Below are 19563 nucleotides of genomic sequence, written 5' to 3'. Positions count from 1 at the left end.
AGGTGAAGATAGATTTTGGATCCTAAAAAATCTTCATCCTCCACTATAATGAAGCCACCAGAGTCTGTCAAGTAATTTTTTATTTAAACTGCTCGCAATCTTTTTATACACTCATCTTTACCAAGAATTACCATGATATCGATGATTCCAGGCGCATCCATTATTCCAGTTATTGGGGCGCGTAATGAGTGGTATATATCGCTCATTTTTATATTATGTAATTTTGAAAATTCCTTAATCTGAGAAGATAAAAAATTCTTATTCCAATCTTCACTACCTACACTCGAAAGAAATGATGCAAGTAACTTAATTACATCGAGGTTAGATTTGACAATTTGCTGAGCTTCTTCACTAAAATCAACTTGAATATAAAATTTTGCTAAATCCAATAATTCGGTCAGATAGTTTGCTCTTTTTTTCAGCTCTGTCAGTCCCTGCAGTAAATAGCCCTTTTTTTTGTCAGTTAGAGTATTTTCTCTAAGCATTAGAGTCAGAATATCTTCATTGCTCATATTACTAATATAGTGGTTATTCGAATGCTCCAGTTTTTTGAAATCGAGCCGTGCAGGTGAACGACCGATGCTTTCTAAATTAAACCACTCTATTGCTTGCTCATCGCTAATAATCTCATCGTTGCCATGACTCCAGCCAAGTCTTAGCAAGTAATTACGCATTGCCTGTGGCAATATTCCCATCTTTTCATAATCGCAAACACTTGTTGCACCATGTCTTTTAGATAGCTTATTCCCATCTTCTCCATGAATAAGCGGTACGTGTGCAAAGCGTGGAACATCAAAATCAAGAGCTTGGTATATTAGTAATTGCTTGAAGGTATTAGTGAGATGATCAGAGCCACGTATAATATCGGTTATTCCAGCATCATGATCATCAACCACTACAGCAAAAATATATGTTGGAGTATTGTCAGAGCGCAAGATTACTATGTCATCAAGCTGATCGCTACTTATTGTAACTTGGCCGTATATTTTATCGTCAACAACAATATCTTCTGAGTCTGGCACTTTGAAACGGACAACAGGGTTTGCGCTTGATGTCGAATGAGTACACTTATGCTTATATATTTTTCCTTCTTCTCTTGCTCTTGCCTTCTTTTCTGCAACTTCATCTTCAGGGCAGTAACAGTGATACGCCCTACCCTTTTCAACTAAAAGATTTGCAACTTCAATATGTCTAGCTATTCTTCTCGATTGGTATATTATTTCTCCATCATAGTTTATTCCAAGCCATTTTAACCCATCTATTATTGCATCAATTGCTTCCTGTGTTGAACGTTTTCTGTCGGTATCCTCAATCCTTAGTAAAAACTGGCCACCATGACGCTGCGCATAGAGCCAATTAAACAAAGCTGTGCGAGCTCCTCCAATATGTAAAAATCCTGTTGGTGATGGAGCGAATCTAGTGACTATACCTGGCATATTTGTCTATTGTGATAACGTAACCGATGATAACTAAAATTTGTACTTGCAACAACGTGGAACTATAGTAAATTTGAAAGATCAATTTACATTTATTTTTAACAAACTGCATTGTATAATTTAATATTAGTGAATGCAGTGAGGTGTATATATGGATAATTTATTTGAAATTGCAAGAAAAGGGAATGTGGATAAATTTGTCGATTCTTGCAAGGAAAGAGTTGCTTGTGTAGCTAAGCATAGAATTGATGAAAATGGAAACCCATTTCATATAGCAGCAAGTAAAGGGTTTCTATTATCTGCGTTACAGAAGATCATAAAGGATTTAGAAGAAAGTACCAGGAGTGAGGTTGAAAAAGCAAAAGAAGCTAAAGATTGGGAAAAAGTAAAAAGATTAGAAAAGGAATTTAAGAATAACAAGAAATATATTAAGGAAGCACTCCTCGATAAAAGCTATATTAAGGATGAAGGGAAGAAGGCAGTATCACTGCCATTAAGTTAAGGAAAAGTGATGAACTGTATTATAAAATCAGGTAAGATTCACAAATTAAAAGAAGTAATGACATGAGTAAAAAAAAGAATAATCATGTTTATAAAAAATAAATTGATGAGTTTAAACTTTATAAACGCACACAGAGCATCCTCAAAAGACTTCTCACGAAAAAGAAAGCTGCCCTTCGTTAATGTATTTCTCCTGATTTTTAGAAAGAGTGTAAAGTCATTACAAGTGATGCTTAATGAGTTTGTTCTGCATACAAGAAAAGATTATACAATTACGGCAAGTGCATTTACTCAAGCAAGAAAGAAGCTAAAACATACTGCGTTTTCAGAGTTAAATGATGATATAGTTTCCCTATACTACCAAGATCAGGAATTTAAAACCCACCATGGCTTCAGAGTACTTGCATTTGATGCTTCAATACTGATTCTGCCAAAGAGCGACAAAATAATAGGTGAGTTTGGCTCAAGAGCAGTATGGAATGGAATCCAGAGATTTGAAGACTATACAAGTGCAACCTTTGAAGTTTGCTACGATGTGCTAAATAATATTGCAATAAAATCTGTGCTAAGTAGAGGTGACAGCTATGAGGTTGATTTAGCAATCGGTATGCTTGAATCCATAAAATCAGACGATTTGTTAATCTGTGATAGAGGATACGTATCTTATCGATTTCTTGCTGAGCTTACAGGAAGGAAAATCAATTATATAATTCGCTGTTCAAGTTCGTCTTTCAATGAAATAAACACTATGTTTAAGCCGGAAAGCCCATCTAGTACGGTGGTAGTGTCTACCGCACCTATTAAAGTAGCAAGACAGCTACGAAAGCTAGGATTACCTGATGAGATGAAATTCAGGTTAGTCAAAATAATACTTTCTTCTGGCGAAGTTGAAGTGTTAGTAACATCTCTGTTAGATGAGAAACGTTTTACAGTTGAAGAGTTTGAGAGATTATATTACTTGCGCTGGGGAGTAGAAACATTTTTTTCTAGGCTGAAGGGAAGATTAAATTTAGAGAATTTCACAGGAAAAAGTATTGAAACTATCAAGCAGGATTTTTGGTCAACTATCTTCATCAGTAATCTAGAAAGTATCATGATAGAAGATGATGAAGAGACATTGAGCTCACAGAATAGTAAACTAAAAAAAAGCATCAATAAATCTGTCTCATTTAATGCGATTAAAAACTTAGCCTTTGATATTTTTTCTACAGAGTCAGACATAGACTGCATTATGTATCGACTATCACAGTTATTTTTGATGAACACTTTAGTGGTGAGAAAAGGGAGAAGAGTTGATCGTCATAAGATATCTGATATTCGTTCACTCAACTACCAGAAAAGAGCTAGAAAACATGTGTTTTAAATTCAAGATATCTTTTCAGTATCATTGCATTAGTACATTCTTTGCAAAATAACCTGCAATTATTACTTTTTTAAATAACTTGCACTTTTCAGACTCCCTTTTCTTAAAAATTCACCCTAGTATTTACCATAATTATCAATCACTTCAAATTTTTTGTCCAATCTTAACTTCTCTTTCCCTTAACTTAATGGCAGTGAAGGCAGTATCACCCCTTTATTTCTTGGACCCTGCAGAGCGGAAAGAAGTTAAGCAAATTGCAGATATAAAATGTGGCTTTATATGTAATAAGAAGTTTCATCTATGCTTATATATAGCAGGGGCTATAGTGTGTGCTATCGCTATGTGTGTATCTTTGTATCTTCTATTTTCGGTTTCTCAGTCTCTTGCGTTGGCTTCAATAGCGACAATAGCTTCTGGAGGGTCTTCATATCTGTTATTTAAGGCATGTAACGAGGTATATGGCCTCTATAACGAAAGTACTATAGTGACAGATCCTAATGTTATGCAACTTTTAGAGGGTGGTTTAGCCCCAACATGAAGTACTTGCAAGGAATAATATAGAAATTTACTTTCTTAACTTAAGAAAGTATACTGATAAGATGATAAGAAAGAAGTATAGTAAAATTTTAATAGCAAATAGAGGAGAGATTGCTTGCAGGATAATCAAAACTGCGCGCAAGATGGGTATATCTTGTGTATGCGTATATTCAGATGCAGATGTAAATTCTGTGCATGTAAGGCAAGCAGATGAGTCGAAGTACATTGGTCCTTCACCTTCTTGCCTGAGTTATTTAAATATTGAAAAAATATGCGAGGTGGCAGTTGAAACAGGTGCTGAAGCGGTTCATCCTGGCTATGGGTTTTTAGCAGAAAATCCAGATTTTCCCCGTGCTCTGGAAAAACATAACATAGATTTCATTGGTCCAAGTGCAGAAACAATAGAAGTTACAGCCAATAAAATAACAGCAAAAGAAGAGGCAAGAAAGGCTGGAGTAAATGTAGTGCCAGGATATATGGGTAAGATCGAAGATGCTGCCCACGCAGCCATCGTTGCTGAAGAGATTGGTTTTCCCGTTATGCTCAAAGCTGCATCAGGTGGTGGTGGCAAAGGAATGCGAATTGTATATTCCAAAAAAGAAATTGAACTAGCATTTACATCAGCAACAAATGAAGCAGAGAAAAGTTTTAAAGATGGCAGTATTTTTATAGAGAAATATATAGAGCTGCCAAGACACATTGAAATACAAATCATAGCAGATAAATATGGCAATATAGTGTGTCTTGGAGAGAGGGAATGCTCGATACAAAGGAATAACCAGAAAATAATGGAAGAAACTCCAAGTCCATTTATTAGTGAAGAAGTAAGACAAAAAATGTATGCCCAATGTGTTTCTTTGGCAAAGCAAGTTGGTTATTTTTCAGCAGGTACTGTCGAGTTTGTTGTAGATAAAGACCAAAACTTCTATTTTCTTGAGGTAAATACGAGATTACAAGTTGAGCATCCAGTAACAGAATTTATAACTGGAATAGACATAGTAGAAGAAATGATTAGAACTTCCTGTGGAGAAAAATTGAGATTCAATCAGGATGATATTAAACTTACTGGTTCTGCAATAGAAAGTAGAATTTGTGCTGAAGACCCATCAAAGAAATTTTTTCCTTCCAGCGGAAGAATCAAATATTACGACAAACCAGATGAAAATGGTCATGTAAGAATAGATGATGGAGTAGCTAGCGGTTCAGAAATCAGCATGTTCTACGACTCAATGATTGCAAAAATTATAACCTATGGAAAAGATAGAATAGAAGCAATCAGCAGAATGCAAAAAGCATTGTCTGAATGTTATATAGAAGGAGTAACAAATAATATAGAATTTCTAGAATCCATCTTCCATAATCCAAATTTTATTGCAGCAAAACTCCACACAAGATTCATTCCAGACCATTATCCTGGTGGGTTTCAAGGCGATCTTATTACAGAAGAATATATTAAAATATTTATCTTTACTGCACTGTATGTTCACTTAGAAAATGAGGGAAAGTATTACAGTAAGTCAACAGACGAAGCATTCATAGTGAAAATAGATGACAATGAGTACTCCGTAAATGCAAAGTATCAAGATAACACATTAACAACAGTATATAACCACAATAAATACTCCGTGGTGGGTAAGTGGAAATCAAGTTACAGATTACTATATATCACAATTAATGATGATACCAATATAGCACTTAAAATAGAAAGGCAAGGCAGCAAATACTTTATAAGACACGCAGGTATGAAAGCTAAATGTTGTGTATTGAAACCTCATGTAGCTGAACTAAGCAAATTAATGCTAAACAACAAAACAGAAGGGATTTCAGTAGACACTGTGAAATCTCCAATATCCGGTTTATTGGTTAAATTACACGTCAATGCTGGAGATCAGGTAGAGGTAGGACAACCTCTATTTGTTGTAGAGGCAATGAAAATGGAAAATATCATATGTGCTGAATCAGAAATGGTGATAAAAAATATCCCTGTTAAAGAAGGAAAAAATATACATGCTGGTGATTTGGTATTAGATCTGATTTCTTAAATAACGCAAGCAGTATAAACCTGACCCAAATAAGATAAATGAAAACATTTGATGGGCTATGGCAATGGCCATTGGTATATGCAGCAACAAAGTTACTACTCCTAAAATTACCTGAATAATGACGGAGAGTAGCATAATATATACTGGTTTTACACTGGCATTTTTTATTGTGAGTATTGCTGTCAGAACTAATATCAGCAATGCCAATGCCCGGTGTATGAATTGCACTGTTACTCTATTTTCAAAGATATTTAGCCAAGCAGGCTGTAAGTAAAATAAATCTTCTGGAACAATTTGTCCATCCATCAGTGGAAAGGTATTATAAATTAAACCAGCATTTAGCCCTGCAACAAATGCACCGAAGATTATTTGTACTGTCACTAGGATTAAAATTATCCATATGTAACATGTACTAACCTTAAGTTTAGTTTGCCTTGGTTTGATTTGGTAATCAAAAAATTGATACGACAATAATGCAAAAATAACCAACGCAAGCAGTAAGTGAAGTGCAAGCTTATAGTGACTAACATGAGGATTGACTACCAAACCGCTTTTTACCATATACCAACCAGCAAAAGCTTGTAAAATTCCAAATAATAGTGCTGTAGATAACCTTATTACTGCATTTTTAGGTATTCTTTTTTTTAGTGTAAAGTATATAAATGGTAAGATAAAAACTAAACCTGTCAGCCTTGCAATTAACCTGTGCACATATTCTATTAAGTATATGGTGCGAAACTCTTCCATACTCATACCATAATTAAATGCTTTATATTCAGGTGTAGCTTCATATTTTGATTTTTCTTTTAGCCAGTCTTGTTCACTCAGCGGTGGCAATGTTCCGGTAATTGGTTTCCATTCCGTGATTGACAATCCTGCTTTTGAAAGTCTGGTAAATCCACCAATTCCCACCATGCAAATCACCATGAGAGAGCAGAGAAAAAGCCAAATAGCTACAGGTTTTGCTTCCATAATCCATGCTGAGTTTTATTCCATTGCTGAGGGTTAATAACAAATTCCCACAAAGCGAGAAAAGCTGCAACGCTATGTAGTAGACTATAGACGGGAAAAAATATTGATACTATATAAAAATAAAAAGGCATTTTTTGTTGTCTGATAGCTATTATCAAAAAAATCAAGTTAATACCGTATACTATTATAAAATAATATAAGAATAATTCATTCAAAATTTGAGTCAGCACCAATGAAAGTAACAAAAAAGGAGTCGTGAAAAATATAAAAGCTGAGGAACCAACAAAAAGGTTTAATAGCAAAACTCCCTTAAGCCCAGTGTGCTTAAAAAGTAATTTTATATTTTTTAAATGAACGATATAAGTTTGCATATAACCTTTAATCCAGCGTGCTCTTTGTTTGATCCAAGCAAACACAGTAGTTGGTGATTCTTCCAATGTTTCTGAATCAATAATCCTGGTTTTATATCCCATTTGCGCAAGTCTCAAACCAAGGTCAGCGTCTTCAGTGACATTGTAAGCATCCCAAAAAAGCACTTTCTTTAAAATTTCCACTGAAAAATGGTTACTGCTACCACCCAAAGGTATTGGCATGTTCATTTTTTGAAATCCAGGCAAAAAATATTGAAACCAGTTCATATACTCGAGAGAAAAGAATTTTGTAAGAAAATTGCAACCAAAGTTATAGTAATTTAATTTCGCCTGTACACAAGCCAACTTTTCGTCGCCCTTATTAAATTCAATTAGTGCTTTTTTTAACTGCAACGGATCTGGCTTGTCATCTGCATCATATATTACCACATACTTTCCTCTAGCAAAGCTCATAGCATAATTGCATGACTTAGCTTTTGTTCTAGGCAGAGAATGAGGCACTTTTATTACTTCAAAATACTGTGGTAAAGTGCATTTTTCTATAGCTGCCAACATTTCTTGATCATCGCTCTCTATCACAAGCTTTACATCTAATTTTGATTTTGGATAATCCAAACTTTCAATGCTCTTAATCAATTGCTTTATAACCGCATTCTCTTTAAAAGCAGGCAATAAAATAGTATATATAGGTTCATTCATCTTATCATAATCTGCTTTTTGGTTAGAAATTTTACGCAAGCCAAAAATTTTAGTTACAAATTTGAATAAAGAACTAGAACATCCGATTATAAATATCAACACCAAAGCAAAATATGCATATTTTTTTGTCAGTGTTAAAGTCGAAATCATAACAAAGAAAGAGGAAAAAAAGATTGAACTGAGCCTAATGCTTTTAGCTGAAAAATTAGGATTCTTATAATATAAGTAGTTACTTGCGAATTCTGAAATACCAAAGTGTGAGTTAAGAAGATTTAAAATCTGTTTGCTATCTACTTTTATCAATACATATTCAATACCGTAATGAGATTCGACCCAAAGGTTGATATCTTGGCTTATGTCTTCAACCATAAAAAAAGTAGTATCATTTAATTTTTGCCAAGGAATTATATTAAACCTATAGTAGAAAAGTTTCTCTTGTTCTTTGCATAAACTAGAATCAAATTTAATTTTTTCTACATTATCAGTTTGAAGTACAGGCATTAAACTTAATGCAACTTTTTGCTCAAGTCACGTGAAAACGAAGATATAACCTCACTACTACGCTTATCATCTTTACGTTCATGCATTATTTTTTTTACAGCATCAGCAGCTATACTCGCTGTGTTAGCTTGTAAATCCCCAAGAGCTTTTTCAACTTGGTCAGTAACTTTCTTCAAATTAGAATGGGCATTTTCATCTAACGTTTGATCGAGTTGCTGTCTATTATGCTTAATAATACTATTAGCCTTATCAAGTGCTTCATTCATCATTTTGTTAACTTCTGCATCTAATTTTTTGTATTTTTCAGAAGATTTTTTGTAATACTCCAACATATCTTTTCTGAATTTTTCAGTTTCTTCACTTGAAAACTTGCTTTTGTTACGTTTATTGTTAAGCGCGTTTTTTATTACCTTCCTTAGCAATTTATATGAGAGGATAAAACCTACTAAAAAAGCAAGGCTTATAACTAGTAATGTAGACATAAAAACCCTAAAATTCTTTTGACACCAAGTCAGCAACAAATTCCTCTTCAATCTCAGAATTAGTTAACTTAGTATAGTAAATCAAAGCAATACTAGTAGCCATTTGTTTTAATTCACTAATATACTTAGATTTAAATTGTACTACCTTTTCTTCAACAAGTTTAATCATCTTCTTGTCTTCCTCTTCCAATATATCCTTAACATTCGCTCTCATTTCTTCTACTTGAGCAAATGCATCATCTATGATTTTTTTTGCCCGTACTCTAGCTTGATTTAAAGCTGCATTATACTTGGCAATTTGCTCTTCTGTAAGTCTTAAAAGGTGAATAGAACTATTAAATGAATCTAACACTTCTTTACTTCTAGTGCTTATTATTTCATCTAACTTCGGTAAAAACAAACAACTCACTACAAAAAAAAGTGAAGAGAAAAAAATTAAAAACCAAAAAATTTGAGAAGAGAAAGTTGAAACATCAAGCTGTGGCATCTGTTAAGCAGCAAATATTAATAACATTGCAAGTACAAACGCAAGCAACCCCATGATTTCAACCATGGCAGCACCAATATAAACGTAACTTTTCATTTTACCTTCTGACTCAGGATTTCTCGCAATCCCATTTAACATAGCAGAGAAGATATTAGCTATACCTAAACCAGCACCGAGCATTCCAAATACAGCCAAACCAATTGCTATAAATTTTAAAGCCACTAAATCCATATATTACCTTTAACTATTTCTTTATAATATAATTGTAAAATATTCTGCAAGGAAGTCAATTACTTTACTGCATCTGACAAATATACACATGTTAATATAGTAAATATATAAGCTTGCAAAACTGCAACAAATACTTCAAATCCTATTAGTGCAATTATAAACAAAAAAGGTGCAGGTGTAAAAAATATGTTCATATTTATGACGAATCCTGCTATCACTTTGATGATTGTATGACCCGCAATCATATTTGCTGCAAGCCTTATTGATAAACTAATCGGTCTTACTAAATAAGCAAATAATTTAATAATGATGATTATAGGTGCAAGCCACGAAGGAGTTCCTTTTGGTAGCAATATGCGTAAAAATTCTACTCCTCTTTCTTTAAACCCAACAATCGTTATATAAGTAAAAACCACCATTGATAAAGCGAAGGTAACTATCACATGACTTGTAACTGTGAAACTATAAGGAAGAACACCAACTAAATTACACGATAAAATGAAAATAAATACTGTAAATATCAAAGGAATGTGCTCCAAACCTTTGCTTCCAGTGTTACTTTCTATTATTGAAACAACAAAATCATATACATATTCAACTGCAGCTTGCAAATATCCTGGTATTACTGCACCTTTTCTTATTCCAAGGAGCAAAAACAGTACCATTAATATCACCGAGATCATCATAAAAAGAGATGAGTTGGTAAAGTTTATGTCATACCCAAATAATTTTGGTAGTTCTATTATTGTATATACTTTAAATTGTTCTAGCGGATTTAACGCCATTTTGACCCTGTATACTTAAACTGCAGCAGTAAATAAAGTATAAATTTTATAAAATAAAGTCAAGAATTAAGATAAGGAGCTCTGTATTATTATAGCATTAACATATTAACAAAATATACAATTAAAATGCAAATTATAGTCAGCTACCAATCTTATTCTAAATTCTTGACTTAACATCTTATTTTAACTATAATTTAGTTTTAATATGAGGCAATTATGAACGAAATAGATTTTACTAATCCACCTTTAAATTTAGAACAGGAATGTGGTAACGGGTACATCAAGTTTACAGATTATTCTTCTAACTCAGACACTGGTCTTTTCCACATGGCAGGTGAAATGCTAAATGAAAGCCATGATGTTATAGGAAATTTCACTGGTGATGCTTACATTTATAATTTCCATATAGATGATCACAATATGAACATTCAACTCTGCATGGAAATGGACTGCAAAGGTGATATAAAGAAAATTCTTTCTTTGTAGAAAGAGTAGGCTTCTCTGTTGTTTCTTGCAATATAGAAGCCACTTATTACAACAAACTTTAAAAACATCACATTTTACATTACTATGAATTTTTGTTTCTTGTTAGATAAATGAAGTTCACATTATCTTGGTTACTAGAGTACTTAGAAACTAATGCCAATTTAGAAGAAATTACTGGTAAGCTAACTCACATAGGATTGGAAGTCGAAGATATAGTAGATAATACCAAATTAGCTGGATTTGTTGTTGCAAAAGTATTAGAAATCGCACCTCATCCAAATGCTGATAAATTAAAATTATGTAAAGTAAATGATGGAAGTAAAGTTCTGCAGATAGTCTGCGGAGCAAAAAATGTTAAAGAAGGCATGAAGACTGTACTTGCATCTCTTGGTAGCACATTGCCAGAAAGCGACTTTACAATTAAGCCTACAAAAATACGAGGAGTGCTAAGTGAAGGGATGCTCTGCTCTGCTTTCGAACTTGCGCTCACTCAAGAGGAAAGTGAGGGAATAATTGAACTTTCTGATGATTATAAAACAGGAGATAAATTTTTCAATTGCGATCCTGTAATTGACATAAACATCACCCCAAACCGTGGAGATTGCTTAGGCGTATATGGAATAGCTCGAGATTTAGCAGCAACTGGAATTGGAACGTTAAAGGCTTTAAACATTCCACAACTTGCCTGCTCTATAAATTCACCAGTAAACGTCAAAGTTACTGACGGGGAGAGCTTTATTAGTGGAATATACATCACCAATGTAAAAAATAAAGAAAGCCCAAAATGGTTAAAAGATAATTTGGAATCGATAGGAATGCGCTCCATTTCTGCAATAGTTGATATTACTAATTACATCATGATATCTTTTGGCCGCCCAATGCACGCATATGATGCAAAGAAAATAGAAGGTGAGCTCATAGTATGCAAAGCAAATGATGGAAAAAAATTTATTGGTTTAAATGGTAAAGAATATTCATTAAATAAAGAAATAAGAGTTATTTCTGATGATAAAAATGTTCATGGAATTGCTGGAATTATGGGCAGCAAGTATAGCGAATGTACACTTGAAACTACTGATATCTTTTTAGAGTCTGCTTGGTTTGACCCCATCTCCATCACTAAATCTTCAAGGCAGCTAGGCATCTCCACAGACTCAAGTTACAGATTTGCACGTTCAATTGACCCTGAATTTACCCTTGATGGACTCAATCTTGCAGCCAAAATGATTTTGGATTTATGTGGCGGAGAAGTGTCAAGTGTAGTGTCTGCTGGCAATCTGAACAAGGCTGATACCAAGATAAATTTTGATTATCAGAATGCAAACAAACTTGGAAGTGTATCTGCATCACCTGATGAAGTACTCAATATTTTAACAAAATTAGGGTTTAGTATTGATAAAAGAACTGAAAATAATTGGAGCGTACATGTACCAAGCTGGAGACCAGACATAACCATACCTGCTGACCTAGTTGAAGAGGTAGTAAGAATATACGGCTATGATAAAATAAAGGAAGAGCAACTAGCAGAAGACGTTACAGTAGAAGAAGAGACACAAGATGATTTGCGCATTTTAATGGCAAGCAGAGGGTTTCATGAAGTGATAACTTGGTCTTTTATGAGTGAATCAACAGCTGAAAAGTTTGGTTACTTGAATAAGTTATTCATTATCGATAATCCATTTAATAATAACTTCAATATAATGAGGCCAAGTGTCATACCAAATTTGTTGCAAGTCACTGCAGATAATATTGCTCACGGGATATCTGATCTCGCAATTTTTGAAATTGGACCAATTTATAATGGTGAGGCTCAGTCTAAGTACGTTTTAAGTGGAATTAGATCAGGAAATAATTCGCCGAAAAACCACTATAACACTGATAGAAAAATAGATATTTTTGACGCAAAGGCTGACCTCATAACAGCTTTGGAACTTTTTAATGTCAATTGTGATAATTTAGCAATAGAGAGAGCAGAAAAAGAATATTATCACCCAGGAAAATCAGGCTCCTTATCTTTTAGAAGTAAAATAGTTGGTTATTTTGGAGAATTGCATCCGAGTATATTGGATTTTTTTAACATCAAACAAAAAATTGTAGGCTTTGAGTTGATATTAGAAAATATCGAAAATTTACCTATAAGTAGAAAAAAATTTATCGATTATAAATATCAAAGTGTAAAACGCGACTTTGCATTTATTGTAAATAAAGATGTAGCAGCAGGCAGTATAATCAATATGGTGAAAAAAAGCTCAGAGCTCATCACAGAAGTTTTGATATTTGATGTATATCATGGAAACAATATAGAATCGAATAAGATGTCTATAGCATTTTCAGTTACTTTCTGCTCTCCAACTCACACTTTAACTGAAGAGGAAATCCAAAAAGAATCAAATATGATAGTCAACTTAGTGTGTGAAAATACTGAAGGAACTTTGAGAGCTCATTATTAAGCCGTAATCACCGTTTCCTGATTTTGATGTGTCACGTTTACTTCATCCAATTTATTCCCTATCTTGAATTCAATATCCTTGAAAAACCTATCCCACATTCCATGCAAATGCTCTTCTACTTTAGGCCAGACATCATTTTTAAATGTCGTTCCATCATCAGAAAATAAATTACCTAAAAACACTCCAATTTCTTCATAACTTGATTGAAAATGTTGAAGAAATGTCTCTACTTCCTTATGAGTATCATGTGCCACACTCAATGCTTTCCCTTCTGTGCTATTATCTTTGTTTACAGTAGCTGACCATCCAATCACATTATAATTAAAACCAACTTTGAGAGAGTTCCAAATCCTCCACACACCACTCTCATTATCTTTTGGTACATTATTTATTATAAGATTTGCTAATCTATCTACTAGAGGAGACAATAAATCTTGACAAAAGTGTTTGATATTATCTTTCATTTTAATTACAGGACTTTTTATGCACTTTTCTGCCAAATAGTACCCAAGCTCTGCTTTCTCTAGCAACTTCTTAATTGCTTCTTCATCAAAAATTTCATGCTCGAACGCCTCCAGTAAATCATCCTCTATTATTGCAAATTTTATTTTTTCACGAGATTCTAGCTCTTCTCTATAATTATTTTTTGTTTTTTCATTTATCAATAATCCTTCTTTTTCTAATTTTAACTGTTCTAATGCTTTTAGAATTTCTTTGTTATTTTCTAAGTGCTTCTGTATTAGCTTTGTATTTGGATGCTTTTCTCCTTTTCTCTTTCGCTCATCTTCTAAGTACTTATTTAAATCCTCACTTTCTTCTATTACTTCTCTTAACGATATAGGTTGATCTAAGCATTCTGCAATTTTCACTCGGTGCACATTAATCCTCTGTACTAAATCCGGCTCCTTTTCCTCTAACAGCTTACATGAATTCTCTATACCCTTTGCTTGACTTTTAAACAAATCTTGCGTTTTACGTTTCGTTATTTCTAAATACATCTTTGCTATAAAATCATTCACTTTACCTGAAGCTTCTTCTAAACTTTCCCCATTCAAAGGACCTTTTATCTCCTCTTCTAAATCTCGAAACTGGTCTATTAAGCTTAGTATTCCTAACAGGCTTAACTCACCCTTTGCTTTTCTCATTACTGATTTTACTAGCCTTCGCTCAACTTCTTGATCACCATACTCGAACTTAAAAAGACCTTCTAATTTCCTTTTTAAATCATTGTCTGTTAAGTTATTTTTTCCTTCATCATATATTGCTTTCAATTTTTCATGTATCCTAATATATCTTTCCTGTCCTTCTTTTTTTAAACACTCAATCTCTCTTTTAGTGTTATCTAGAGCTTTCTTCGTTTCTTGAGGATATATATCCTCATAAACATCAATAATTGCCCTCTTAGATATTTTCCTTTCTTCTTTAAGCCGTTCCCATTCTGCTTTAAATACAGGAAGCTCACTATCTTCTAAGATATCTGGTACTTTTGCTCCTGCTTTTCTCAGATCTTTTATTATCATCTCTTTCTCATTTGGTAATTCCTTACCTTGACTTTCTAATTTCTGTTTCACTAAAGTATTTTTTAGCTCATCCTCCAGTAAAAAATCTTCTTCCCGTCTATTTTGATGAAACTTAATTGCTTGTATGAAGGCAACTTGATAAGCATTTTCTATCAAATGAGTTGTCAATTGATGGCCTATACTATCTACAACTTTCAGCCTGAATTCGTTCAACAATTCCTTCAGTTTATCATATGTAATCTCTTTCTTTTCTAGCTTCATCAGCTCTTCCATAGTTCTTGCGCATTCTTGAATCGAAGTTGCAAGCACATTCTTGATTTCACTATGTAAGGGCTTAAGACCATTTTTTAAATTGATACTAGCTGATAATTTCAGTATGATATTATGCTCTAAACCCCGCTTCACACTAAACCATTTATCATTTCCATTTTCACATAAATCTCTAAGCAGTTGTTTAAATTGCGGTGGAAATTTTATTTCCATATCCCATGTAATGTTTGGTTCAGGAAACTCCGTTTTATGAAAAGATATCTCAATATTTTGGTGCTTATTAGAATACTGCCCCATAGTTATTTTAAGAGCAGTAACTAAAGAGTGAGATAACTCTCTATTTAAAAGATAAAAAGTAGCCAAAGCAACTGTTGCAGGAACGATTAAGGCTACAAGCACAGTCACATTAACAAAAATTGCCATTGCAGCAAGAGCGCCATATGCCAATCTTTTTGGCACACCTGTTTCACTCTTTTTTGTCTTATCTTCCACTACACCTTCTTGTGTCTTGCTATTTGCTTTAAATCTACTGTATATGACTAACCCCAGTGCAGTAAAAGCAATATAAGGGAGCATTAAAACTGACAGAGCTAAATTTAATACTTTCTTCTCTGGGCAAGCTCTGTTTATCTCTTTCAATATTTCGCTTGACATATTATACCAAGAGGTAAAAAAGTCAGAGTCATAATCCTTATAATGGAATATACTGAGCGGAACATTAAAAGCAGCTATTTGTTTAATTAACCAATCCTGCTTACTTACAGCATCAAAAAACTCTTCTTCCTCTTCTGAATTAGCAAGACCTAAATCATTCCCTTCTTCTACATTAGAAACATCTTCCATAGCATCAAAAAACTCTTCTTCCTCTTCCAAAGCAACATTGGAAATAGATTCTACTTTACCTAAACCATCACTATTGTTATTTAAATCAATAACTTCTCTATGACCATCTGCAACAACTTGATTCATATCACCACCCTACTTAAAGCAATTTAAGTATAGCATAAACATTACTAACTTTGCAACTTTATTAACTTAATACCAACTGTCAAACCTTGGTATTCCTTAGAATAGAAATCGGCCTCGATCTCTTTATTAGTGTCCAAAGATAAGGCAAGGGTCTGATCTTTTATATATTCAACCCATGTATTTATTGCTTCCTTAATTTTCTCATCTTCTGCTTTGATTATTACTCTGATTCTATCTGATATATAAAAATCAGCCTGTTTTCTAGTTTCTTGAATAAGCCTCACAATATCTCTTGCCAGCCCTTCTAGAATTAGTTCATTATTTAATTCAGTATTTAGAATAACAACTCCTTTGTTATTATCAAACACAGCAGAATATTCACTGTTTGCTTTTAATAATAGTTCATATTCACCTTTTTCCATAGTATAGCTCTCTGTTTCATCTCCCAAAAATATCTGTTCGTTTTCAACTTGCTTCCACTTTCCTTCCTTAACGTATTGAACTAGTTTCTTGATTTTGTCTGGAACTTTTCTTCCAAGCACAGGAAAATTTAATTTTAACTCTAGTGATGCAACCTCTTTCAATTCACTTACTATTTCTAGTTCTTTTACATTCACCTCATCTCTTACCATCTCTTGATATTCATCTTCAAGAAAATTGCAGGAAGGCTTATGATAAATAGTCATGCTACCAAGTGGCTGCCTTATACGTATGTTAAACATGTTTCTAATAGAGAGTGCAGCATTACATATTTCCCTTACCAAATCCATCTTGGCAATGAGTTCACTATTATATCTATCTAATTGTGGAAAATCAGCCAAATGAACAGATGTTTCTTTGTACTTAAGCCCTTGCCATATAGTCTCTGTTATGAGTGGCAACAAAGGAGCTGCAGCTCGAAGCATGTAATAAAAAACTGTGTATAGCACATTATAAGCGTCAGTTTTGTCTTGATCTAAATCACCTTTCCAAAAACGCTCACGACTGCGACGAATATACCAGTTATTTAGCACTTCAAAGAAATCTGTCAGGATTTTGCAAGCCTCCTGGGAGTTATAGTTGTTCATAGAAGCTCGCATACCTTCCACAGCTTCAAAACATTTTGAAATCATGTAGCAATCAATAGTATTCTGATAATCCCTACAAATCTCAGCTTTAATTCCATCTGCATTTGCATACATAGTAAAAAAGTGATAACTGTTCCAAATAGGTTTTATTACGTTTTTCAGAACATCACGCACTAAATTTCCTTCTTTGTCGAGTAGTAAATTACCACCGCAGACAATGGAACCAGACAGCATAAGAAAACGCAGCGCATCAGAACCATATTTGTCAAACACTTCCATTGGGTCCGCATAATTATTCAGACGTTTGGATAATTTCTGCCCTTTCACATCAAGAACCACACCGTGGCATATGCAGTTCTTAAATGGCTCACTGTCAAATAAAGCAGTGGAAAGCACAAAAAGCGTATAGAACCATCCTCTTGTTTGTGCTATATATTCAGTGATAAAATCCGCAGGGAAATTTTTCTCGAACCATTCTTTATTTTCAAATGGATAGTGAACTTGCGCGAACGGCATCGAGCCAGACTCAAACCAACAATCAAACACATCAGGCACACGACGCATAACTGATTTTCCTGTTGGATCATCAGGATTTGGTCTCGTCAAAGTATCGATAAACGGTCTGTGCAAGTCATCTATCTTAACATTAAAGTCTCGCTCTAGTTCTGCTATTGAGCCATACACATCCACTCTTGGATATTTTGCATCGTCTGATTTCCACACAGGAATTGGAGTACCCCAGAATCGATTGCGTGAAATAGACCAGTCGTGCGCTCCTTCAAGCCATTTTCCAAATTGACCATCTCTTATATGATTTGGCATCCAATTAACCCTCTTATTTAGCTCTGTCATTCTTCCCTTAAACTTTGTCACAGCAACATACCAAGAAGGCATAGTGCGGTAGATTAAAGGAGTGTCAGTTCTCCAGCAGTGTGGATAATTGTGAATATATTGCTCAGTTTTAAACCAGCTCCCCTGCCTTTTTAATTTCTTGATTACTGTATCATTGGCATCAAAAACATGAACTCCTGCCAAATCTGAAACTTCAGTAGTAAATTTTCCAGCGTTATCAACTGGACAAACAGCTCGAATATCATGGCTTTGGCAAAGGTAAAAATCTTCTTCACCAAATCCAGGAGCAGTGTGCACAACACCAGTACCATCTTCTCCTGTAACATAATCAGCAATGAAAACACGGAACGCATTCTTTGTATCTTTAAAGTAATCAAACAGTGGTTTATAGGAAAGACCTGCAAGATCACTCGCTTTAAGTTTTGTATTACAGTTTTCATATTGAATATTGCTTTGTTCACAGTGGCTGACAAATTTCTCTAAATAACTTTCAGCAAAGATGCAGACTTCACCATTTACTAACACCATACAATACTCAATATCCTCCCCTACTGCCAGTGCAAGATTGCTCGGCAACGTCCAAGGCGTTGTAGTCCAAGCAAGTAATCTACATTTTTGTTTAAATTGCTTTGGATTTTCTAAAAGTTCAAAAGCAACAGTTACAGCTTTGCTAATTTTTTCTCTATATGCATTATCAAGCCTTGTTTCAAAATTAGAGAGTGGAGTTTCGCACGCCCAGCTATAGGGAACAACGCGTATTGATTCATACACCAGACCTTTATCATAAAGCTGCTTAAATGCCCACATGACCGACTCCATGAATGACTTATCCATAGTCTTATAGTCATTGTGAAAATCTACCCATCTTGCTTGTCTATTTACATACTTCTCCCATTCTGATGAAAATTTCATCACAGAAGTACGGCAATGATTATTGAATTTTTCAATGCCAAATTTCTCTATCTCAGTTCTACCAGATATTCTAAGTTCCTTTTCCGCGCCCATCTCAGCCGGTAGCCCATGGCAATCCCAACCAAATCTGCGTTCAACCCTTTTTTGCAGCATAGTTTGATATCTTGCAAATGCATCTTTTATAAAACCAGTAAGCAAGTGTCCGTAATGCGGAAGTCCATTTGCAAACGGAGGCCCATCATAAAATACAAAACAATGATCCTTGGAACGTTTCTCGACTGACTGCTCAAAAATTTTATTTTCCTGCCAAAATTTTATGATTTCCTTTTCTAGCAATGAAAAATCAGGACTGCTGCTTGTATCAGGATAATACTTCATATTCATTTTAACTGGATAAAATCAAAGAATATAGAGCTTTCTGGAAAATTACAAATCCAAAAACTCTGTTTCTATAAACATTGATAGGTGTTGACATTATTATACAGCATATTAATAAATCAGACTTATTTACTTAAGTTAAAGATGAATAAAGACAATAACAGTTGGCCTTATCAGAAATTTCACGATGCTAACAAAAATAATAGTAAAAGCAGCGTTATTTGGAGATCGCTTTCTTATGAATATAATAAT

Annotated in this window: 14 protein-coding genes and 1 pseudogene; 6 read left to right on the top strand and 9 right to left on the bottom strand. The window is 34.0% G+C overall.

Going from position 1 to position 19563, the window contains the following annotated elements:
* Positions 1-83: 83 nt before the first annotated feature.
* Positions 84-1436, bottom strand: coding sequence for a glutamate--tRNA ligase (gene gltX, locus OPR42_RS05185; protein WP_265042055.1), 1353 nt, complete (start codon positions 1434-1436; stop codon positions 84-86).
* Positions 1437-1587: 151 nt separating this feature from the next.
* On the opposite strand from gltX, the gene OPR42_RS05180 reads away from it, so the two are divergent.
* From OPR42_RS05180 to OPR42_RS05165, 4 genes and pseudogenes are all read left to right on the top strand, one after another.
* On the top strand, positions 1588-1938 hold the full coding sequence (locus OPR42_RS05180; RefSeq protein WP_265042054.1) for a hypothetical protein: 351 nt from the start codon (positions 1588-1590) through the stop codon (positions 1936-1938).
* Between the two features lie 84 nt (positions 1939-2022).
* On the top strand, positions 2023-3300 hold the full coding sequence (locus OPR42_RS05175; protein WP_265041416.1) for an IS4 family transposase: 1278 nt from the start codon (positions 2023-2025) through the stop codon (positions 3298-3300).
* A gap of 196 nt (positions 3301-3496) precedes the next feature.
* Positions 3497-3838: pseudogene (locus tag OPR42_RS08745) on the top strand (ankyrin repeat domain-containing protein); the annotation flags it as partial.
* 61 nt (positions 3839-3899) lie between these two features.
* On the top strand, positions 3900-5879 hold the full coding sequence (locus OPR42_RS05165; RefSeq protein ID WP_265042052.1) for an acetyl-CoA carboxylase biotin carboxylase subunit: 1980 nt from the start codon (positions 3900-3902) through the stop codon (positions 5877-5879).
* On the opposite strand, the gene OPR42_RS05160 is transcribed toward OPR42_RS05165, so the two are convergent.
* The 6 genes from OPR42_RS05160 to OPR42_RS05135 are packed head-to-tail and all read right to left on the bottom strand — an operon-like array spanning position 5862 to position 10407.
* Positions 5862-6851: a COX15/CtaA family protein gene (locus OPR42_RS05160; protein WP_265042051.1), complete on the bottom strand. Its 990-nt coding sequence runs from the start codon at positions 6849-6851 to the stop codon at positions 5862-5864. The two genes, OPR42_RS05165 and OPR42_RS05160, sit on opposite strands and share 18 nt — an antisense overlap.
* Positions 6833-8422 (bottom strand): glycosyltransferase family 2 protein, encoded by a 1590-nt coding sequence (locus tag OPR42_RS05155; RefSeq protein WP_320157550.1) that lies wholly within the window; start codon positions 8420-8422, stop codon positions 6833-6835. The genes OPR42_RS05160 and OPR42_RS05155 overlap by 19 nt, the downstream gene beginning before the upstream one ends.
* A 5-nt stretch (positions 8423-8427) precedes the next feature.
* A complete protein-coding gene (locus tag OPR42_RS05150) occupies positions 8428-8904 on the bottom strand; it encodes a F0F1 ATP synthase subunit B family protein (protein WP_052264897.1) in 477 nt (158 codons plus the stop codon).
* A gap of 7 nt (positions 8905-8911) precedes the next feature.
* Positions 8912-9391, bottom strand: coding sequence for a F0F1 ATP synthase subunit B family protein (locus tag OPR42_RS05145; RefSeq protein WP_007302046.1), 480 nt, complete (start codon positions 9389-9391; stop codon positions 8912-8914).
* A 3-nt stretch (positions 9392-9394) separates the two neighbouring features.
* Complete coding sequence (locus tag OPR42_RS05140; RefSeq protein WP_006014985.1) at positions 9395-9622, bottom strand: F0F1 ATP synthase subunit C; 228 nt, start codon at positions 9620-9622, stop codon at positions 9395-9397.
* Between the two features lie 59 nt (positions 9623-9681).
* Positions 9682-10407, bottom strand: coding sequence for a F0F1 ATP synthase subunit A (locus OPR42_RS05135; RefSeq protein ID WP_007302047.1), 726 nt, complete (start codon positions 10405-10407; stop codon positions 9682-9684).
* 216 nt (positions 10408-10623) lie between these two features.
* On the opposite strand from OPR42_RS05135, the gene OPR42_RS05130 reads away from it, so the two are divergent.
* The gene (locus OPR42_RS05130) at positions 10624-10893 is read left to right on the top strand and encodes a hypothetical protein (RefSeq protein ID WP_010402566.1); all 270 of its coding nucleotides are present in this window, start codon (positions 10624-10626) and stop codon (positions 10891-10893) included.
* A gap of 110 nt (positions 10894-11003) precedes the next feature.
* Positions 11004-13343, top strand: a complete 2340-nt coding sequence (gene pheT, locus OPR42_RS05125; RefSeq protein ID WP_265042049.1) for a phenylalanine--tRNA ligase subunit beta — start codon at positions 11004-11006, stop codon at positions 13341-13343.
* Here the strand turns inward: pheT and OPR42_RS05120 are convergent.
* Positions 13340-16102 carry a hypothetical protein gene (locus OPR42_RS05120; RefSeq protein WP_265042048.1) on the bottom strand — a complete coding sequence of 921 codons (2763 nt, stop codon included), beginning with the start codon at positions 16100-16102 and terminating at the stop codon, positions 13340-13342. The two genes, pheT and OPR42_RS05120, sit on opposite strands and share 4 nt — an antisense overlap.
* Before the next feature lie 44 nt (positions 16103-16146).
* A complete protein-coding gene (gene ileS / locus OPR42_RS05115; RefSeq protein ID WP_265042047.1) occupies positions 16147-19317 on the bottom strand; it encodes an isoleucine--tRNA ligase in 3171 nt (1056 codons plus the stop codon).
* Between the last annotated feature and the right edge of the window lie 246 nt (positions 19318-19563).

The sequence above is a fragment of the Wolbachia endosymbiont (group B) of Melanostoma mellinum genome (assembly GCF_947251465.1).
Classification (GTDB): domain Bacteria; phylum Pseudomonadota; class Alphaproteobacteria; order Rickettsiales; family Anaplasmataceae; genus Wolbachia.
The sequence above is the reverse complement of the archived record's forward strand: the minus strand, read 5'-3'. Positions and strand labels throughout refer to the sequence as shown.